The organism is Acinetobacter sp. TGL-Y2, assembly GCF_001612555.1.
Classification (GTDB): domain Bacteria; phylum Pseudomonadota; class Gammaproteobacteria; order Pseudomonadales; family Moraxellaceae; genus Acinetobacter.
Genome location: NZ_CP015110.1, coordinates 256,491 through 274,970, shown reverse-complemented (window position 1 = coordinate 274,970; position 18,480 = coordinate 256,491). Strand labels below are relative to the sequence as shown.

General features: G+C 42.7%; 20 protein-coding genes and 5 tRNA genes. All 25 read right to left on the bottom strand.

Annotation, left to right across the window (positions count from 1 at the left end):
• Window positions 1-45: 45 nt before the first annotated feature.
• Window positions 46-411, bottom strand: a complete 366-nt coding sequence (rplL, locus tag AMD27_RS01235; RefSeq protein WP_067655254.1) for a 50S ribosomal protein L7/L12 — start codon at window positions 409-411, stop codon at window positions 46-48.
• A 42-nt stretch (window positions 412-453) separates the two neighbouring features.
• On the bottom strand, window positions 454-978 hold the full coding sequence (gene rplJ, locus AMD27_RS01230) for a 50S ribosomal protein L10 (protein WP_067655252.1): 525 nt from the start codon (window positions 976-978) through the stop codon (window positions 454-456).
• 300 nt (window positions 979-1,278) lie between these two features.
• Window positions 1,279-1,974, bottom strand: a complete 696-nt coding sequence (rplA, locus tag AMD27_RS01225; protein ID WP_067655249.1) for a 50S ribosomal protein L1 — start codon at window positions 1,972-1,974, stop codon at window positions 1,279-1,281.
• 3 nt (window positions 1,975-1,977) lie between these two features.
• Window positions 1,978-2,406, bottom strand: a complete 429-nt coding sequence (gene rplK, locus AMD27_RS01220) for a 50S ribosomal protein L11 (RefSeq protein ID WP_067655246.1) — start codon at window positions 2,404-2,406, stop codon at window positions 1,978-1,980.
• A gap of 119 nt (window positions 2,407-2,525) precedes the next feature.
• A complete protein-coding gene (gene nusG / locus AMD27_RS01215) occupies window positions 2,526-3,059 on the bottom strand; it encodes a transcription termination/antitermination protein NusG (RefSeq protein WP_067655243.1) in 534 nt (177 codons plus the stop codon).
• Window positions 3,060-3,064: 5 nt separating this feature from the next.
• Window positions 3,065-3,505 (bottom strand): preprotein translocase subunit SecE, encoded by a 441-nt coding sequence (gene secE, locus AMD27_RS01210; RefSeq protein WP_067655241.1) that lies wholly within the window; start codon window positions 3,503-3,505, stop codon window positions 3,065-3,067.
• A gap of 77 nt (window positions 3,506-3,582) precedes the next feature.
• Window positions 3,583-3,658, bottom strand: a tRNA-Trp gene (locus AMD27_RS01205).
• Between the two features lie 47 nt (window positions 3,659-3,705).
• Window positions 3,706-4,896 carry an elongation factor Tu gene (gene tuf / locus AMD27_RS01200; protein ID WP_067656421.1) on the bottom strand — a complete coding sequence of 397 codons (1,191 nt, stop codon included), beginning with the start codon at window positions 4,894-4,896 and terminating at the stop codon, window positions 3,706-3,708.
• A 149-nt stretch (window positions 4,897-5,045) separates the two neighbouring features.
• Window positions 5,046-5,120: transfer RNA gene (locus AMD27_RS01195), tRNA-Thr, on the bottom strand.
• A 23-nt stretch (window positions 5,121-5,143) separates the two neighbouring features.
• Window positions 5,144-5,219 (bottom strand) — tRNA-Gly (locus AMD27_RS01190).
• A 39-nt stretch (window positions 5,220-5,258) separates the two neighbouring features.
• Window positions 5,259-5,342, bottom strand: a tRNA-Tyr gene (locus tag AMD27_RS01185).
• 55 nt (window positions 5,343-5,397) lie between these two features.
• Window positions 5,398-5,473, bottom strand: a tRNA-Thr gene (locus AMD27_RS01180).
• 98 nt (window positions 5,474-5,571) lie between these two features.
• The gene (gene trpE / locus AMD27_RS01175; RefSeq protein WP_067655238.1) at window positions 5,572-7,065 is read right to left on the bottom strand and encodes an anthranilate synthase component I; all 1,494 of its coding nucleotides are present in this window, start codon (window positions 7,063-7,065) and stop codon (window positions 5,572-5,574) included.
• A 127-nt stretch (window positions 7,066-7,192) separates the two neighbouring features.
• Window positions 7,193-7,864, bottom strand: coding sequence for an HAD-IA family hydrolase (locus AMD27_RS01170; RefSeq protein WP_067655235.1), 672 nt, complete (start codon window positions 7,862-7,864; stop codon window positions 7,193-7,195).
• Between the two features lie 63 nt (window positions 7,865-7,927).
• A complete protein-coding gene (locus AMD27_RS01165; RefSeq protein ID WP_067655232.1) occupies window positions 7,928-8,752 on the bottom strand; it encodes an FHA domain-containing protein in 825 nt (274 codons plus the stop codon).
• A gap of 76 nt (window positions 8,753-8,828) precedes the next feature.
• On the bottom strand, window positions 8,829-11,105 hold the full coding sequence (gene gspD / locus AMD27_RS01160; protein WP_067655229.1) for a type II secretion system secretin GspD: 2,277 nt from the start codon (window positions 11,103-11,105) through the stop codon (window positions 8,829-8,831).
• A 40-nt stretch (window positions 11,106-11,145) separates the two neighbouring features.
• On the bottom strand, window positions 11,146-12,030 hold the full coding sequence (locus tag AMD27_RS01155; RefSeq protein WP_067655226.1) for a type II secretion system protein N: 885 nt from the start codon (window positions 12,028-12,030) through the stop codon (window positions 11,146-11,148).
• A complete protein-coding gene (gene gspN / locus AMD27_RS01150; protein WP_067655223.1) occupies window positions 12,030-12,773 on the bottom strand; it encodes a type II secretion system protein N in 744 nt (247 codons plus the stop codon). The genes AMD27_RS01155 and gspN overlap by 1 nt, the downstream gene beginning before the upstream one ends.
• A gap of 165 nt (window positions 12,774-12,938) precedes the next feature.
• Window positions 12,939-13,262: an H-NS family nucleoid-associated regulatory protein gene (locus AMD27_RS01145; RefSeq protein WP_067655220.1), complete on the bottom strand. Its 324-nt coding sequence runs from the start codon at window positions 13,260-13,262 to the stop codon at window positions 12,939-12,941.
• A gap of 140 nt (window positions 13,263-13,402) precedes the next feature.
• Window positions 13,403-13,834 carry an acyl-CoA thioesterase gene (locus tag AMD27_RS01140; protein ID WP_067655217.1) on the bottom strand — a complete coding sequence of 144 codons (432 nt, stop codon included), beginning with the start codon at window positions 13,832-13,834 and terminating at the stop codon, window positions 13,403-13,405.
• Between the two features lie 8 nt (window positions 13,835-13,842).
• Window positions 13,843-15,036: a hypothetical protein gene (locus AMD27_RS01135; protein ID WP_067655214.1), complete on the bottom strand. Its 1,194-nt coding sequence runs from the start codon at window positions 15,034-15,036 to the stop codon at window positions 13,843-13,845.
• Between the two features lies 1 nt (window position 15,037).
• Window positions 15,038-15,892 carry a hypothetical protein gene (locus AMD27_RS01130; RefSeq protein ID WP_067655211.1) on the bottom strand — a complete coding sequence of 285 codons (855 nt, stop codon included), beginning with the start codon at window positions 15,890-15,892 and terminating at the stop codon, window positions 15,038-15,040.
• Window positions 15,889-16,671, bottom strand: coding sequence for a uroporphyrinogen-III synthase (locus tag AMD27_RS01125; protein ID WP_067655208.1), 783 nt, complete (start codon window positions 16,669-16,671; stop codon window positions 15,889-15,891). The genes AMD27_RS01130 and AMD27_RS01125 overlap by 4 nt, the downstream gene beginning before the upstream one ends.
• Window positions 16,671-17,594 (bottom strand): hydroxymethylbilane synthase, encoded by a 924-nt coding sequence (gene hemC, locus AMD27_RS01120; protein ID WP_067662655.1) that lies wholly within the window; start codon window positions 17,592-17,594, stop codon window positions 16,671-16,673. The genes AMD27_RS01125 and hemC overlap by 1 nt, the downstream gene beginning before the upstream one ends.
• A 108-nt stretch (window positions 17,595-17,702) precedes the next feature.
• Window positions 17,703-18,440 carry a LytR/AlgR family response regulator transcription factor gene (locus AMD27_RS01115; protein ID WP_067655205.1) on the bottom strand — a complete coding sequence of 246 codons (738 nt, stop codon included), beginning with the start codon at window positions 18,438-18,440 and terminating at the stop codon, window positions 17,703-17,705.
• Window positions 18,441-18,480: the final 40 nt, after the last annotated feature.

The following is an 18,480-nucleotide window of genomic DNA, read 5'->3' as shown; positions in this document are numbered from 1 at the left end:
TCAGCCAAATTTCGGGGTCAAATTAATATTGACCCCTTGGCGAAATTACTTAACAGTAATTGTAGCGCCAGTAGTTTCAAGCTTAGCTTTAAGTTCAGCAGCTTCTTCTTTAGAAACGCCTTCTTTAAGAACTTGTGGAGCGCCTTCAACTAAATCTTTAGCTTCTTTCAAGCCAAGACCAGTAACCTCACGAACTGCTTTAATTACCGCAACTTTGTTCGCGCCGAAAGAAGTCAACTCAACGTTGAATTCTGATTGCTCTTCAGCAGCAGCAACAGCAGGACCCGCAGCAACAGCTACAGCAGCAGCAGAAACGTTGAATTTTTCTTCGAAAGCAGAGATAAGTTCAACAAGTTCAAGAACAGTTTTTTCAGCAACTGCGTTTAGGATTTCTTCGTTTGTTAAAGCCATGAGAGTAACTCCAAATGGATATTGAATGAGGTGTGAGTAGATTTAAGCTTCTGTAGTTTCTGTAACTTCTGGCGCTTCGTTTTTCTCTTGAAGCGCTGTAAGTAAGCGACCCAATTTCGAAATAGGAGCCTGAAGAACAGATGCAAGCATAGTAAGCGCTTTTTCTTGGTTCGGAAGATTCGCGATAACGCTAACGTCTGCACCTTGATAAAGTTTGCCGTCAAATGCAGCAGCTTTAAGTTCAAATGCTTTATTAGTTTTCGCAAATTCTTCAAACAAACGTGCAGCAGCACCCATGTCATCTTCAGAAGTAGAGAAAGCTAAAATTGTTGGGCCAACAAGATTTTCATCCAAGATCGCAAATTGCGTATCTTGAAGAGCGCGTTTAGCCAAAGTATTACGTACAACACGTGTAGCAACACCCAACTTACGAGCTTCAACACGAAGAGCAGTTAATTGCTCAACAGTTAAACCTTGGTAGTCAGCAACAACAGCAGCATACGCAGTAGAAGCAATTTCAGCCACTTCAGCTACGATCTGTTTTTTGCCTTCGATAAGAAGAGCCATTGTAAAACCTCCTAACGGTGATCTATGTGCTTACACGAAGCACACTCCCAATTCGTAAGTTCATGACTGAACTTACACGCGGAGGATGAACAAATCACACCACCGCGTCTACGCAGGCTGGACAATTAAGAAGAGAATTCCGAAAAACGCTCCTCGCCTGCGGTCTTTGACGCTGATAAACATATATTTATCAATTCAAAGTTTGCCTAAGTACCGCAAGAGACGTAAAGTTTCTTGCTTAAGATTTAGAGCATTGCTTTAAATCTTACTCAGGGCTTTAAAATTCTGTCTAAGTCGAACTTAGTTAGAAACGTTTGCAACATCAATTATAAGACCAGGACCCATAGTAGAGCTCAAAGTGATCTTTTTAATGTAAACACCTTTAGACGTAGCAGGTTTTGCTTTCTTAAGGTCAGCAACAAGTGCTTCAACGTTTGAACGAATTGATTCAGCAGTGAAACCTACTTGACCAATCGCAGCGTGGATAATACCACCTTTGTCAACACGGTAGCGCGCTTGACCAGCTTTAGCATTGCGAACAGCGCCAGCCACGTCAGGAGTAACCGTACCCACTTTAGGGTTAGGCATTAAGCCACGTGGACCAAGGATCGTACCAAGCTTACCCACAACGCGCATAGCGTCTGGTGCAGCAATCACAACGTCAAAGTCAAGGTTACCCGCTTGAATGCTTTCAGCAAGATCATCAAAACCAACGATGTCAGCGCCTTCAGCTTTAGCAGCTTCAGCAGCAGCGCCTTGAGCAAACACAGCAACACGTACAGTTTTACCCGTACCTGCAGGAAGTGTAGTCGCGCCACGAACAACTTGGTCAGATTTACGTGGGTCAACACCCAGGTTTACTGATACATCCATAGACTCTTTAAATTTAACAGCTGGAAGTTCGTTAAGAACTTGAACTGCTTCTTCTAAAGTGTAAACTTTTTGAGCTTCAACAACAGTAGCAATTGCTTTTTGACGTTTCGTTAACTTAGCCATGTCTTATAGCTCCACTTCCAAGCCCATAGAACGCGCAGAACCAGCAATGGTACGTACACGTGCGTCTAAATCAGCACCAGTTAAATCTGGTTCTTTAGTAGTCGCAATTTCTTCCAATTGAGCGCGAGTCAAAGTACCAACTTTAGTTTTGTTAGGTACAGCTGAACCCTTTTGGATACCAGCAGCTTTCTTAAGTAGAACAGCAGCAGGAGGTGTTTTCATGATGAATGTAAACGACTTGTCGTTATACACAGTAATCACGACTGGAATTGGAAGACCAGCTTCTAGTTTTTGTGTCGCAGCATTGAATTCTTTACAGAATGCCATGATGTTCACACCACGTTGACCTAGTGCAGGACCAATCGGTGGAGATGGATTCGCTTTACCAGCTGGAACTTGCAGCTTGATATAGCCGTCAATCTTCTTAGCCATTATCTATTACCTCTGGGTGCAAACGCCGATGAAGGCTCCCCAATAATTTCAAGTAACGTTAACCGTTACAACAACAATGCCCGATCCATAACAAATCGGGCGTTTTAAACCAACTTAACTTAATCTGACTTTTCGACTTGACGAAATTCCAATTCAACTTGAGTTGGTCGGTTAAATACATTAATCGTCAACGTTAAACGCGACTTTTCGTACTGAACTTCTTCCACAACACCTTTAAAGTCTGTGAATGGACCGTCAGTCACAAGTAATTCTTCGCCAGGCTCAAACATCGTCTTAGGACGTGGTGCTTCACCTGTATTGCGTACACGCGCAAGAATCGCATCAGCTTCTTTTTGCGTAATTGGTGCTGGTTTTTCAGCCGTACCACCAATAAACCCGAGTACTTTTGGACATTCTTTAACAATGTGCCAAGTATCGTCATTCATTTCCATTTCAATTAAAACATAACCTGGAAAGAACTTACGCTCTGATTTACGTTTCTTACCGTCCTTCATTTCCACCACTTCTTCGGTAGGAACGAGAACTTCACCAAAGCTATCGGCCACAGCGCTACGCTGGATTCGATCATTAAGCGAACGCATTACTTGTTTTTCATAACCTGAATAGGCATGAATAATGTACCAACGTTTCATAGCTCTTACCCGATAATAAACTTCATCAACCAACCAATAATGTAATCAAAACACCATAAACCAATGGAGGTGATCACCACAACAAGAAGAACTTGCCATGAGGCGGTTACTGTTTCTTGCTTTGTAGGCCAAACGACACGACGTAATTCTATACGTGAATCTTTAAGCAGCCGTACAAAGCCTTTGCCTTGATGGGTGGCGTATAATAAACCTAAAGCCACAACGATACAAGCCAAAATTACCCCAACGCGCACCCAAACACTATTTGCTGGGATCCAATACGCCGGAAGATGTTGATTTACCATAAATGCACCGGTTAATAATACCAATGCAATAACCCATAAAATCACATCAACTGGTGAACCAGACTGAACGACTTCAACTGAATTGTTTCTTTGAGGAATTGGCGCTTCGCTTAATGCGTCACGCGATTTATCATTCGACATTTTTGTACTCGTCGTAGGATTCGCGACTTATTATATGACCAGTTTAGCCAGCATCAAGCTTTTTATTGAAAATAATCTGGCAGGCCAGGAGGGACTCGAACCCCCAACATTCGGTTTTGGAGACCGACGCTCTACCAATTGAACTACTGACCTATAACAAAACCGAGAATCGCAACCCTCGGTTTTAACGTTTGAATCTATTATAGAGTTACTTTAGCAACTACACCAGCACCCACTGTACGACCACCTTCACGGATCGCAAAACGTAGACCTGGATCCATTGCGATTGGGTGAATAAGTTCTACTGACATTTCTACGTTGTCACCAGGCATAACCATTTCAACGCCATCTTGTAATTTGATCGCGCCAGTTACGTCAGTTGTACGGAAGTAGAACTGTGGACGGTAACCGTTAAGGAATGGCGTATGACGACCACCTTCTTCTTTAGAAAGTACGTATACTTCTGCATCGAATTTAGTGTGCGGCTTGATTGCACCTGGTTTAGTCAACACTTGACCACGTTGAACGTCTTCACGCTTAGTACCACGTAGAAGAACACCACAGTTCTCGCCAGCACGACCTTCGTCAAGCAATTTACGGAACATTTCAACGCCAGTCACTGTAGTTAAAACAGTGTCACGGATACCCACGATTTCAACTGACTCGCCGACTTTAACAATACCTGATTCAACACGACCTGTTACAACCGTACCACGACCAGAGATAGAGAATACATCTTCGATTGGCATTAAGAATGCTTTATCGATTGCACGTTCTGGTTCTGGGATGTAGGTATCAAGCGCTTCAACAAGTTGAAGAACAGCAGGAACACCGTACTGACCTTCTTCACCGTTAAGTGCAGCCAAAGCTGAACCACGGATCACTGGAGTGTCATCACCTGGGAAGTCGTAAGTAGAAAGAAGTTCACGAACTTCCATTTCTACCAATTCAAGCAATTCTTCGTCATCAACCAAGTCGCATTTGTTTAAGAATACGATGATGAAAGGTACACCTACCTGACGAGACAAAAGGATGTGTTCACGTGTTTGTGGCATAGGACCGTCAGTCGCAGCACATACAAGGATTGCACCATCCATTTGAGCAGCACCAGTGATCATGTTTTTAACATAATCGGCGTGACCTGGGCAGTCTACGTGCGCGTAGTGACGAGCTGGAGAGTCGTATTCTACGTGTGAAGTATTAATAGTAATACCACGTGCTTTTTCTTCAGGTGCAGAGTCAATTGCAGCGTAGTCTTTCGCTTCGCCACCGAATTGCTTAGCACATACAGTTGCGATAGCAGCTGTTAAAGTTGTTTTACCATGGTCGACGTGACCAATTGTGCCCACGTTTACGTGTGGCTTATTACGTTCAAACTTAGCCTTAGCCATGAGATCTTCCTCGTTTACATCGAACACAATTCTAGGATTGTTCAGTATCGACCAATCGCCTAAAAAATAGGCACCCATAAATACTTGAAAAGCAGACTAAATAGCCTGCTTCTTTGAAACCGTGTGATCTAGTCACTAAACTGTATATCTGGAGCTCTTATCGAGATTTGAACTCGAGACCTCTCCCTTACCAAGGGAGTGCTCTACCACTGAGCTATAAGAGCAAATATTAATTCTTCAAACTAAATGGAGCGGGAGACGAGGGTCGAACTCGCGACATGCAGCTTGGAAGGCTGCCGCTCTACCAACTGAGCTACTCCCGCACGATGTTGGTACATCCACTTAATTAAAGTCTTAAAAATTGGTGGTGAGGGAAGGATTCGAACCTTCGAAACTTTCGTAGCGGAGTTACAGTCCGCCCCCTTTGACCGCTCGGGAACCTCACCATTTTTACACTTATTTTCAGTGTTACCCCTAACACGAAACCTCAAACTTCTAAAATGGTGCCGGCACACGGATTCGAACTGTGGACCTACTGATTACAAGTCAGTTGCTCTACCAACTGAGCTATGCCGGCGTTTCTTAGCGTTTGATACGTTTCGTATCGGAACGGTGTGCAGTTTAGCAAAACTTAGAATCCGTGCAAGTGTTTTTTTCAAAAAAAACCTTAAAAACTCATAAAATCAAACCATTTGATGATAATTCAACCGCTTTGATCACTGCGCGAGCTTTTATTTGGGTTTCATTCCACTCAGACTCTGGATTTGAGTCCACCACAAGTCCCGCTCCTGCTTGCACATAGACTTTATTTTCACGAATGACGCAGGTTCGAATGGCAATCGACATGTCCATTTCACCATGCCAGCCCAAATAACCCACCGCCCCGCCAAAAATACCGCGCTTTACAGGCTCAACTTCGTCAATGATTTCCATGGCACGGATTTTAGGTGCACCCGAGAGTGTTCCTGCTGGAAATGTTGCTTTAAAGACATCTAGCGCATCAACACCATCTAGTACTTCACCCTGAACATTGGAAACAATGTGCATCACATGTGAATAACGCTCAATCACCATCTGATCTGTGACTTGCACTTTACCAATTTTAGATACACGCCCGACATCATTACGCCCTAAGTCAATCAACATGAGATGCTCTGCAATCTCTTTTTCGTCAGACAATAAATCTTGCTCCAGCGCCAAATCTTCTTCTTTGGTTTTACCGCGTGGTCGTGTGCCTGCCAAAGGTCTGACCGTTGCTATACCATTTTCCAAACGTGACAAAATTTCTGGCGATGAACCAACAATATGAAACGGCGTGTTATCCAGTAAAGTATTGCCTTGAACATGAAATAAATACGGCGAAGGATTGAGATGTCGCAGTGCGCGATAGACCTGCAAAGCATCACCATCGAAGTCAGAGACCATACGATGCCCAGGTACCACTTGCATCACATCACCCGCACGAATGTATTCTTTTACCCGCGCAATTGACTCGATGTACTTCTCTTTACCGGTCAGTGATACAAAGTTCGGTGCAGTATGCTTTTTGGCTTGTAGACTGACGGGTGTTGCGAGGATCGCCTCGATTTGATCCAGCTTCGCCTGCGCTTTGGCATACGCATCTTGTTCAGCTGTGTCTGCATGCACAATAATAAACAACGTGTCTTTTAAATTATCAAACACCACCACGGTTTTTGAGAGCATTAACCACAAATCAGGCAATCCAACTGGATCGGCTTCAGGGACATTTTTTAGACGTGGCTCAATGTAACGTACTGCGTCATACCCCAAATAACCCACCAAACCGCCAGTAAAGTTCGGCAGATCAGGCAGTTCTAACTTTGAAGGAACCTTGAGCTGGGCTTGAAAGTCACGAATATATTGAAATGGATCGCCACATGCTTCGGTTGAAATTGAGCCATCGACCTGTTTAATAGTGAGCTGCCCTGCATTGCAAGAAAAAACCGTTGATTCCCCCAAGCCGATAATCGAATAACGCGCCCAGTTTTCACCGCCTTCCACCGACTCAAACAAATAGGCTTGTTGGTCTTGTTTCAAACGAGCAAATACAGATAATGGTGTTTCAGTATCAGCCAACCGCTGACGATAAACAGGAATGAGGTTATAGCCTTGAGATTGTAATTGTTGAAATTGATGCGCTGTTGTCATGAGGAATTCTCTTAAGTTTTCGATAGTGCAACGTGATTAAAAATACTCAAACGAGCAACGCCATCGAAAAACGTTATAACTGTTCATCCCTCTTCCCTTTCTACAATATTCTTTAAATTTTTTTGAATCATTCAGTCAACAATTCACGCACATCATCCACAATCTGTTGGGGTTGGCAGAGCTGAATGTCTTCACCATGATTATAGCCATAGCTGACCACAATACAATCGATACCCGCACGTCTTGCTGCTTCGACATCATTACTTGAGTCACCAAACATTAAGGTTTTATCCAGACTTGAATGAAAAGCCTCAACACAGTGCAATAATGGCTTAGGATCAGGCTTACGTACTTCAAAACGATCTCCCCCTACGACATCGACAAAGTAGTGATCCATATTCAATACTTCTAAAATTTTTCGTGCAGGCAGTTCTGGCTTATTGGTCACACAGACCATGGTCTTTTTATTCGCTACGCCCCATTCTAAAAACTCAAGAATGCCCGCAAATGGTTTGGTGTCGACACACGGATCGGCATTGTAAATGTCTAAAAAAGTACTCAGCAGTAATTGATGCTGAGCTGGCTCTATACCGCCCTCGATGTGTTTCAAGACACTTTCACAGAATAAAGACGTCCCTTTACCAATCCAATTACGTACTTGTTGCTCTGTTACCCTTGGAAGCGCGAGCACACCCAAAGTGATATTCATGGCACGATATAAATCAAAGGCAGAATCCACCAAAGTTCCATCCAAATCAAACAGCAATAAATCACGTTCAGCCAATCGAGCAATATTCATTTTTAATCCTTAAAACATAAAAGGCATGCGAAAGCATGCCTTAACCCAAAGGGTTCATCAGGCTTATTGGAAAATATACCAAGCAATCATTGCCACAATCACCAATACAATGAGTGCCATCAAACCAATAGAGGCATTTTTTTGCGTCTCTTCTTCTTTGCTTGCGCAGTGTGGAGGAACATCCATACGATTTAAATCATCTCCAATCGGTTTCACCGCATGAATATCGACACCTTCAGGAATAGGTGCTGGTTTTGGAACGCCCACACTTTGCGGCATGCCATCACGGTTTAATTGCACATTTGCATCACGCTCTTTAAGATCCAGCATGCCTTGATCTGCCATTGTCTGAGATGCTGTTTTTTCCACTTGTGCTTCAATTTGCGGTTCAATTTGTGCAGTTTCAGAAGTCGCAATGGCTTCTGAAGGCTGTTGAATTGACTCAGCTAAAATCGGCTCAGCGGGAATTGACACAGACGGTACAGGCTGACTGTCGACAACAACTTCAGGGCTGACGACGGGCGCTGATTCCGCCGCTGCTAGAGTAACGGTTTCAAGTTGAACGCGCTTTGGCAAGTCAATAGGCTTTGCCTCAACCGCAGGCTCAAGTACAGAAAATTTGTGACTGGCAAACTGTACAATATCACCTTGCTTTAATAAGGTTTCATGCTCGATACGCAAGTCATTGACGAATGTACCGTTTGATGATTTGAGATCCTGCACCCAAAGTGCTTTTTCTTTTAATAAAAATGCCGCATGACGACGTGAAATATCCGCAGATTGAATTAGTAAATCAGCATCCTGATGACGACCGACCAACATATCACGCTCAATACTGACTTCGGTTCCGGTGAACTCGCCTGTGATGGTTTGTAACTTCCAAGTCATGATGATCTACCCATTACCCAATATTAATATCTAAATAATCTTAACATGGCATTGTCATATTTCTATGCGTTGACTGTTATGGAACTGCACGCAAGGTGGTGGTGGTCACGGTATTTTTGGTTTTCTCTACCCCCTGCTTAGGCACAACCGACTGCTGAACCACTGGTGCTTCTATGGCAACTGGCGTTGTGACCACTGCTTCAGTTTGAGTACCACCCGATGGCACACGCTGATAAGTCACTGGCTTTTCTGCGGTTTTAATTGGTGAGGTCAATGGCAACCGTTGTTGATAAACATCTTCAACCTGATCTGGAAGTTTTGAGAAACTTCCGTCTTTATCCATAGCCAATTGCAGACTATACAGACGATCATAACGCTGCTGCGCTAAACGTCTTACATCTGCATTATCTCCAATAATGGTCGGATGAATGAACACCAAAAGATTGCGCTTTTCATTGCTCTTGTTGTCTGAACGGAACAAGCGACCAATACCCGGTATTGAACCCAGTCCCGGAAGAGACTCACGGCTATGCATACTGTTGTCTGAAATCAATCCACCCAAGACGACAGTCTGACCATGCTCAGCAAGTACCGATGTTTTAATGGCACGTTTACTGGTCACCAAATCTTGTGCCTGACCACGATCTGCCGCAACCGCGGAAACTTCTTGCTCGACTTCTAAACGAACCGTACCGCCCTCACCCACATGGGGAATGACTTTGAGTGTCACACCCACATCCTTACGCTCTACAGAGGTATACGGGTTAACATTCCCACCTGTGGTTGAAACCGAACCCGTCACAAAGGGCACGTTTTGTCCGACCACAATATAAGCTTCTTCATTGTCTAAAGTCACAATCGAGGGCGTAGAGAGCAGATTGGATTTGGTGTTACTTTTTAAGGCTTGAATTAAAGCGCCGTATAACTTACGTGAACCATCACTGCCTTCACGATAATCACCCAGCACCAACGAACTACCTACGCCATTTTTATTTCCTGCCAATGCTGCGCCTAAACCCGCCGCACCACCACTTAAATAACCCGATGCCAAACTGGTCAGATTCGCGCCCACATTGGAGAAGTTAATTAGACCGACTCCGCTGCTTAAGTCACCGAGTGCCCACTGCACCCCCAACTGATCCGCGTCATTGCCTGCCACTTCTATAATTGCCGCTTCAATCAGTACTTGCTCACGGCGCATATCGAGCTGTTGAATCGCAGATTCAATTTCACGCATGAGCTGTGGTTCAGCTTTCACCACCAGCGCATTTTGGGAGTTGTCTGCAATAATACTCACACCATTACCATTAAAGCTGGTAATGCTATTTTTATTGCTTTGATTGCTACTGTTGTTCAGATTAATGGCAGGTGTGGAAATAGTTGAACCACCCGAGCCTGAATTTGAACTATTCGAATTATTCAGTGTGCCGGCTATATTGTTATTTTGACTGGTATTTGAATCCGTAGCTGAGTTCACCGCTTGACCCGTGACCAAACCTTGTAATATTTCTGCCAAACTTTTGGCGCTGGCATATTTGAGTTTAAAGACTTTTAATCCCCCTAACCGATCTGCCGAAGGTACATCGAGCATTTCAACCATTTGGCGAATGCGCTTGCGTGTGCCTGTATCGCCTTTAATCAAAATTCGATTGGTGCGTGCATCAGCGACAATACGCACCCGTGACCCCGATAAATCTTTTGAGGAACCTGTAGATGACATGGTTTCAAGCAGCGCAATCACTTCTTCAGCCTGACTCGATTGTAAATTGACCGCTTCAATGTCATTTTGCCCTGTTCCATCCAAATTTCGGATCAAGGTTTCCAGCTGAATAATATTACTCGCACGATCTGACACAATTAACGCATTGGTGCCCTGAATGGCAGCAAGATGCGCGAACTGCGGCATTAAAGGTCTTAAAGCTGGAATCAAATCATTCGGATTGGTGTTTTCTAACCAAATCACGCGTGTGACGACTTGATCACCCCGCGCATTTCGAGAAGGATCATACGGCACACCTGAATTCTTCACATTGCTATCAGGAACTAAGCGAATGGTATTACCTGAAGGAACAGCCACCACACCATTGACGTTTAAAACGCCTAAAAATAAATCGTAGACTTCATTTTTATTCAGCGCTTTGTTGGAAATCACGGTGACGTTGCCGCGTACCCGCGGATCGACTGCAAAGTTTTTCCCAGTAATGTCCGCCACTTCATTGATAAACGCTGTGAGATCAGCATCCCGTAGATTAATTTTCCACGTCTGTGCCTGAGCGGGCATGCTCATAGCTGCCAAAACAGGTGCTGCTGCAACCCATGCCCAAAGTGACCGATGCTGATTCAAAAAATCCATAACTTATTATATTTCCTAGTATTGTCTGTACTTTACAGGTTTACAATTCTTGTTGAAAGGTCATCACCTGATCACCACGTTTCACTTCAATTCTTACTTTGCCTTCTTTTTTAGCTTGTTCTAGCAGTTGTACATCGCTTTGTCCTTGACCGACCACTTGTCCATTTAAAGAAAGAATGCGATCTCCTGAACGTAGTCCAAATTTATTACGCAGTGCCGCAGGTGTTTGATCGGTGACTTCATAGCCCTGCCCACCTGTAGTATTCACGCCTAAACCCTTTAAATACTGATCACGATTTTCTTGTATTTTGTCAATTGCTTGACCCAACGCATTTTGATTGGAATTTTGCATTGGCGCAGTAGGATTGGAGGGTTGAGCATTATTTGACGGCAGCGAATTGTTTTGCATTGAGTTGTTTGGTAATGAGCCGTTTTGTTCTGGCACCATCGGCTGATTTAAATTTTCAATACCTGAAAATTGAAGCTCTCGCGTTGCCCCGCCGCCCTGACTGAGCACCACACGATCCCAATACACTTCCGCCAACTGCAAAGAACTGCCTTCCAAGGTTTGTCCAAGCACATAACGATCCGCAACCTCATTGACTTTAATCACCGCTGAAGAATTTGAACGCGGTGATGCCACAATCACGCCCTGCAATACCAAAACGAGATTAGCATCTGCATTTGAAGCAGTCGCTCCAGCTTCCTGAAATAATGAAAAACTAGAAATATTAGGTACTTGAGGCTGCTGTGACCCCAAAGCAACTTGTTCAGCTTGCAAAACTTGAGGCGGTGCAACCACCCACCAAAACAGTGAGGCCAACTTCCAACACAAAACTAAAATCAGCAGCAATAAAACGAATGGCGCTAAACGATCGGTATGCTGCCAAGATATTTGAGTAAATTTATCTTTAAATGCATTCATTAAAATCCTCCACCAAGCAAAGGCTGCCGAGAACTGACCACATAGGTATCAAGTCCCGCTTTACCGCTATATGAAGGAATATTTTGCAATAAACGCTGGGTCAACTGTACATCGAGCATAAGAGTAGAATCCAAGCTCAAGTTCGCCATTTTTTGACCACGTTGATCTTGAAGATTTAAACTTAACTTGCCAGATTCATCGGACACTTTCGCGAGCAAAGACGGCATATCCATACGGTCTTGACGCTGAGCAAATTGATAGATCAGTGCGCCCCCCGCCCATTGCAATGCACCATCGGCTTTTGAGAACCCCTGTTCGGGCTTAAAGTTAAACTGCACATCATTCAACTGAATGGGATTGGCTGGCCATTGCCAATTCACCACACTTTTAAGCGTGTCTGGAGAAATCTGACCCTGCATCTGTTTAACCACAATTTTTTTACCTAAGCCATAGCCGATTACGCCACTCAACTGGGTTTGTCCGCTATGAATCTCAAGATCTGCCCCAACTCGAAACAAGATTAAATCCAAAGGACGCGTTTTCCATGTCACAGAACCACGCAGCTTACCTTTCTTCCAGTCAGCTTGACCTTGCCAAATATTTCCACTGACATTTTGCAGCGTTTGATTATTTTTATAAAACTTAGAAATCAACCAAGATGCTGGAATTTGTAAAAGTACAAAGATCAGAAATGCGATGACTGCTGTGCCCCACCACAACAAGCGTTTTGATTTTTTTACCATCCTGCTCTTACCATTATTTTCATTTATTCTTCCTTGGGAAATGAAAAGCATCTCCAATCGCTATTATGCATATATTTTCAACATCTCCAATTCACTTATAAAAAAACCAAGCGATTTGGCTTGGTTTTTTTAATCTTAGATCTGTTCAATGACAGAAAGATGAAATTAGATTAGGAAATCTTCTAATTTTGCACCTTTATCAAGTTGAGCGACCAACCAACGGGGTTGTTTACCGCGACCAGTCCACGTCTCAGCACTGTTACTTTTATTGCGGTAACGTGGCTCAACTGCTTTACGTGTGGTTTTCTTACGTTTATGCGAACCGTATTCAATGAACTGCTCTAAGGTCATACCCGCAGATTCTGCAATCTTAATAATTTGATTGTAGGCTTCTTCCACTGCTTCATCTTTCTTTGATTCAATCAGTGCTTCAGCTTGAGCTGTTAACTTTTTCAACTCTTCAACGGATAGATTACTGATATCTGGCATTACCTATACTCCAAAAAATAATTAATAATTATTAGAAAATAATTTCGTTGCCATCATATTTTTATTAAATAAATTACGCAACGCACTTTTTTAACAATACACATAAATAAACAAAAAATTTAAATCATTTCCTGCTTAAATTATATTAAATCACGACCTAATTTTTTCTCTAACTGAATAATACTTTCTCGAATATCATTAGGGATTAAGGTTTTATTCATTTGAACTTGATCTACAAAGACCACAACGGCCTCACCTGTCGCCACAACTTGGGCTTGAGCGTGGCTATATAGTGAATACTCCATACGCATCGCAGAATTTCGAAGCTCAACGACACATGCACCTACACTTAAGGTATCTGGATAAAAAACTGGTTTAATATATTTACACTGACTCGATGCCACCACTGTATTTACATCCCGACCTAAAAGATTTAAATGTTCAAAATAGCGAATCCGTGCACTTTCAATATAACGATAATACATCACATTATTGACATGCCCAAATGCATCCATATCACCCCAAGCCACTTTCTGCTCGTGTACCACGGGGAATTGACTTAAATATTGCATACGTATACTCATATTTTAACTTGAATAAAATTGGCATCTTTTTCAAACACAGTATTTAACTGCTGAATCAAAGATACATCCCCATTTAATGTTGATTTAATTCTTAGGTAATTCATTAAAATATTATCTGGATAAAGCGATAATAATGTTTCTGCTTGAGTTTCACGTCCAGTTTCCATATAAATATGCCACAGTGCAAAACTAAACACCGGTAAGCTCGGATATTTAAGTTCTAAGTGATTAATCTGCTGTTCGATAGACGTATAATGAGGTACTTGTTTGAGTAATTGCTGCTGGAACCATAAATAAAATACCTCTTGATCAAAGCTTTCTTCTAATAATCCAATGGCCAAAATACGATGACTTTCTGCCATTTCAGGCATGCGAAATAATAACTTAAGCCATAGCGTTTTAATTTCAAAAGGTGCAGTTTGAATCTGCTCTTCTTGTAGATGATAACGCTCAATCAGCAATTGCCATTGATCTGTCGATGCATGATCGAATTCACTTAATAATCGAGACAGCCACAACTGCTTGGCTTGATATTCTAAATGACCATACTGCGTTGCACGTAAATATTCCCATGGGAATAACACAGCAAATCGCCCCCATAAATCATTCATGCGCTGCTGATAAATATCGGAGAGATCATGTAGCCACGGCGATAAATCATGCCCATGCAGAAACTCCAGATGGGTCAGTGCTTGCTCAGCATCTCCTTGGGCCAAGAAGATTTCAATCCGCTGAATTTCAGCCAACTCAAAAGCATCTGCAGGACTTTGCTGCAGCAGGTTCAATGCTTCAGCAAAATGTGCATTTTTGGTCAAACCACGTGCTTGTACAATATTTTTAAGTAAACCTGAAGGTTCAAATACCGGCTCGATAAAATCTTGCTTTTCAGCCTCACCGTCCAAAATCCACAAGACACCTAATTGCTCATAAGTATGTAAATTATTGAAATGATCGACCTGCTGTAGTTTTCTTTTTTCACGATTTAAATAGCGCTTAATCAAACGCCAAGCGATTTGAAAAATGAGACCCGTGAACAGCAAGAAAAAACTCACGAACCAAATATTGGTTTGAATCTGTATCCCATGCCATAGAATATAAAGATAACCTGCACCTGCGCCATAACTGAGCACACTTAAAATGGCGAAAAGGAGCAAACCAATAAACCCATACACCGCAAAAATATGCTTCATGTTATGACTCCAAGATCGCAGCACTGCTCAGCTTTGGAATAGGTTGCATTTGCGTTTGCTTCAGGTTTTGTAGTTTTAATTTGAGCTTTTGGCTAAATTGATCTGGCAATGCATCTAATTCTGAAATCATTAAGTCTAAAATATTTTGATATTCTAAGAACTGTCCACTTGAGAGTGCTTGCTGTGCCAAAAGCACCCGAACCTGTAGCTCTTTTAAGATGAGTTTGCGATTCATCAACTCAGGGGTTTGCTCAGCAATATGATCGATCTTGAACCATTTTTGCCAAAAATAGACTTTGGGTGGATTGGTCATATTCAGCTCAGTATTGTTTTGCTCTGCCTTTAAATTCATGTCGAGTTGTTGAAGAATATCATCCAGTTGAGCAACTTTTGCATGACGGGTCTGTACATAGCTTTGAATCATTTTACGATCATGTTCTGCCGCTTGATGCAATGTTTGCTTCAAGGTTTCTGCCACCGCATATTCTTCAATTTTAAAATCAAAATGATTCAACTGCTCTAAAGCGTACACATATTGCTGCTGATCCAAAGCAAATTGGATCAATCTCAGTTCTTGTTTAAGTAACAGAGTCGGATTAAACGGCGTTGTCTCTAATACAATTGCTGAGCTTACTTTACTTTGACTTTGACTTTGATCCAATGGTTGTGTAGCTGGTTGTACAGTACCACGCTGTAAAGCCACCAATTGATCATTCAACATGGCATTTTTTTGTTCACTTTGATGTAAGGTTTCTTGAATACCTGTGAGCTGTTTGGATAGCAAATACGTGTCGTAGCTAATTTTGACCAGCCAGATGATGCCAAATAAAATCAACAGATAAAGAAACTTCTTCATAATGTCCTTTGTAAAGCGTGGATACGATTTAATACGGTTGTAGGATTTAAGTCATTTAACTGATTCACCGTAAACTGAGCCTTTAAGTTATTCTTATCGTGGTTCAATAACTGGTTCAAACGCTCACCCAACACCAAATAATGACAATGATTGAGCATATATAGATGATTCTCACACAGTTTCAACCAGTTTTTCCAGCTGGCTTCACTACTCATACACACCCAGTATGGTGCCGGTTCAGTTAAAATTTCAGCGACCATTTGCTCAATTTTTTGAGAAGTCTCTTCTGGGCAGTACCGTTCATATAAAACAAAGTTCAGTACCTCGATGTCACGCTCAGCACATTGCTTCATCATAAACTGTCGACCGCCCTCACCGCGCCAAAATGCAATAGCGTGCAAATTGTGCATGTTGTTGAAAATCGGCAAACTGAGCATTCCTTCTGATGTTTCAACGTCGGGAACTAAGCTTTCAATACCAAAAGCAGCTAAGGCAGCGGCTGTGGACTTGCCCACTGTAATCCATCGCACATGCGTTAAAACACTCAGTGGAATTCCCGCTTGCTCAAGATATTGCATACCAATATCAACCGCAGTCGGACTGACCGCCACAATCACTTGTGTCTGCACCAAAGATGAATATAACTGCATCAAAGCTGAGTCAAAAGGCTTGGCTTTGAGTGCCAGTAATGGCACATCAATGACCTTAAAATCTGCTTGCGCCAAGCACTCTGTCAATGCTTGGGCACGTTCTACTGGGCGGGTATTAATAAATAACATTAGGGATGATAAAGCGCTTTCAATAACTCGCCTGCGCCTTGATCCAGCAACGCTTTTGCAAGTTTCACACCCAATTCTTCGGCTTGATCTGATGTACCTTGAACTGTCGCACACAGTAATGTTGTGCCATCGACGCTGCCGACACGACCTTCAAGCTGAAGTTGATCAGCAGCTAAAGTTGCATAGCCTGCAATGGGCACTTGGCACCCACCTTCTAAATATGCATTAAAAGCACGTTCAGCGCGTACACACGCATTCGACTCCTGATGCATCAGTGGCAAAATCAAATCCAGTACTGCCTGATCTTCACTTCGACACTCCAAGCCCAAAGCACCTTGCCCAACCGCGGGTAAACTAACTTCAGCACTGAGGGTATGACGAATACGTTCGGTTAGACCTAGACGTTTTAAACCTGCACTGGCCAAAATAATGGCATCATATTGACCCGCATCAAGTTTTGATAAGCGCGTACCCACGTTTCCACGAAGGTCAATCACCTCTAAATCTGGACGCTGCTTTAATATCTGACTTTTACGACGCAAGCTTGAAGTACCAAGTTTTGCACCTTGAGGCAAGTCCTCAAACTTTTGATAGTGGTTTGAAACGAAAGCATCAAAAGGATCTTCTCGCTCACAAATCACGGCAAGATCAAGGCCTTCAGGAAGTTGCATCGGAACATCTTTCATCGAATGTACAGCAAGATCTGCACGACCATCGAGTAAAGCTGCTTCAAGCTCTTTGACAAATAAGCCTTTGCCCCCAATTTTAGCCAAAGGCGTATCTAAAATTTTATCGCCTTGCGTGACGAAAGTGACCAACTCCACGGTTAGATCTGGATGTAAGCTTTCCAGACGAGCGCGAATATGTTCCGCTTGCCAAAGTGCCAGAGGACTTTGACGGGTTGCAATTTTTAAGCTTTTGATCATTTCAGCGCTGCCAAACATTAAACACCCTAAACTTAACCTGCCAGCTTAAAAATGCAAGCAAATTATTTATTCATGTCCTTTTATTCATGTCTTTAAAATGAAGCTTTAAAAATTTTGCATGCGCTCACGTAGCATGGGCAAATGACGACGGCTGACTGCCAGTCTTTCTTCTAATTCTTTGCAGCGCACCTGATATTGACCTGATGCAACCAATTCCAACCCATCTAAATAATCTAAAGCGATAAGTGCATTACGGTGAATACGAATAAATTTATTGGCAAATTCTGATTCCAAGTCTTTGAGGGTCTCATCTATTAATACACTGCCATTTTTGTGTCTGACAGTGACATATTTTTGGTCTGCTAAGAAATAGTAAATATTTTCGGTTGGAATCAGCTCCAACCCCCGATACGTTTTTGCAGCAATATGCTGTCTTTGGGCTTTTTCTTGCATATTTTCTTGTTGTTCTATGTTGGATATTTGGGCTTGGGTGAGTCGCGTTAAACTCTCCAATACATGTTCTAATTCTTCTTTGGCCACAGGTTTGAGCAAATAACCTTTGGCTTGAGACTTAATGGCAGTCAATGCATGTTCGTCATAAGCAGTACAAAACACCACTGCAGGCATCGGGTTGAGAGCAGTCAAATGCTGTGCACAGGTCAGACCATCCATTTCTGGCATTTTGATATCGAGTAAAACCACATCAGGTTCGTACTGCTGTACGTAATCTATAGCCTGCTGTCCATGATCTGCTGTTGCGACCACGTGATGCCCCAACTGAGTTACCAATCGAGATAATCTCTCGACCGCAAGCGGCTCATCATCACAGATTAAGATATCCATCTTTTCTCCTTGCCTACGCTAACCCTGATTATTTTAATAT

Coding starts and splice junctions, on each gene's coding strand:
- rplL (WP_067655254.1), bottom strand. CDS start 411: ATGGCTTTAACAAACGAAGAAATCCTAAACGCAGTTGCTGAAAAAACT.
- rplJ (WP_067655252.1), bottom strand. CDS start 978: ATGGCTCTTCTTATCGAAGGCAAAAAACAGATCGTAGCTGAAGTGGCT.
- rplA (WP_067655249.1), bottom strand. CDS start 1,974: ATGGCTAAGTTAACGAAACGTCAAAAAGCAATTGCTACTGTTGTTGAA.
- rplK (WP_067655246.1), bottom strand. CDS start 2,406: ATGGCTAAGAAGATTGACGGCTATATCAAGCTGCAAGTTCCAGCTGGT.
- nusG (WP_067655243.1), bottom strand. CDS start 3,059: ATGAAACGTTGGTACATTATTCATGCCTATTCAGGTTATGAAAAACAA.
- secE (WP_067655241.1), bottom strand. CDS start 3,505: ATGTCGAATGATAAATCGCGTGACGCATTAAGCGAAGCGCCAATTCCT.
- tuf (WP_067656421.1), bottom strand. CDS start 4,896: ATGGCTAAGGCTAAGTTTGAACGTAATAAGCCACACGTAAACGTGGGC.
- trpE (WP_067655238.1), bottom strand. CDS start 7,065: ATGACAACAGCGCATCAATTTCAACAATTACAATCTCAAGGCTATAAC.
- AMD27_RS01170 (WP_067655235.1), bottom strand. CDS start 7,864: ATGAATATTGCTCGATTGGCTGAACGTGATTTATTGCTGTTTGATTTG.
- AMD27_RS01165 (WP_067655232.1), bottom strand. CDS start 8,752: ATGACTTGGAAGTTACAAACCATCACAGGCGAGTTCACCGGAACCGAA.
- gspD (WP_067655229.1), bottom strand. CDS start 11,105: ATGGATTTTTTGAATCAGCATCGGTCACTTTGGGCATGGGTTGCAGCA.
- AMD27_RS01155 (WP_067655226.1), bottom strand. CDS start 12,030: ATGAATGCATTTAAAGATAAATTTACTCAAATATCTTGGCAGCATACC.
- gspN (WP_067655223.1), bottom strand. CDS start 12,773: ATGGTAAAAAAATCAAAACGCTTGTTGTGGTGGGGCACAGCAGTCATC.
- AMD27_RS01145 (WP_067655220.1), bottom strand. CDS start 13,262: ATGCCAGATATCAGTAATCTATCCGTTGAAGAGTTGAAAAAGTTAACA.
- AMD27_RS01140 (WP_067655217.1), bottom strand. CDS start 13,834: ATGCAATATTTAAGTCAATTCCCCGTGGTACACGAGCAGAAAGTGGCT.
- AMD27_RS01135 (WP_067655214.1), bottom strand. CDS start 15,036: ATGAAGCATATTTTTGCGGTGTATGGGTTTATTGGTTTGCTCCTTTTC.
- AMD27_RS01130 (WP_067655211.1), bottom strand. CDS start 15,892: ATGAAGAAGTTTCTTTATCTGTTGATTTTATTTGGCATCATCTGGCTG.
- AMD27_RS01125 (WP_067655208.1), bottom strand. CDS start 16,671: ATGTTATTTATTAATACCCGCCCAGTAGAACGTGCCCAAGCATTGACA.
- AMD27_RS01115 (WP_067655205.1), bottom strand. CDS start 18,440: ATGGATATCTTAATCTGTGATGATGAGCCGCTTGCGGTCGAGAGATTA.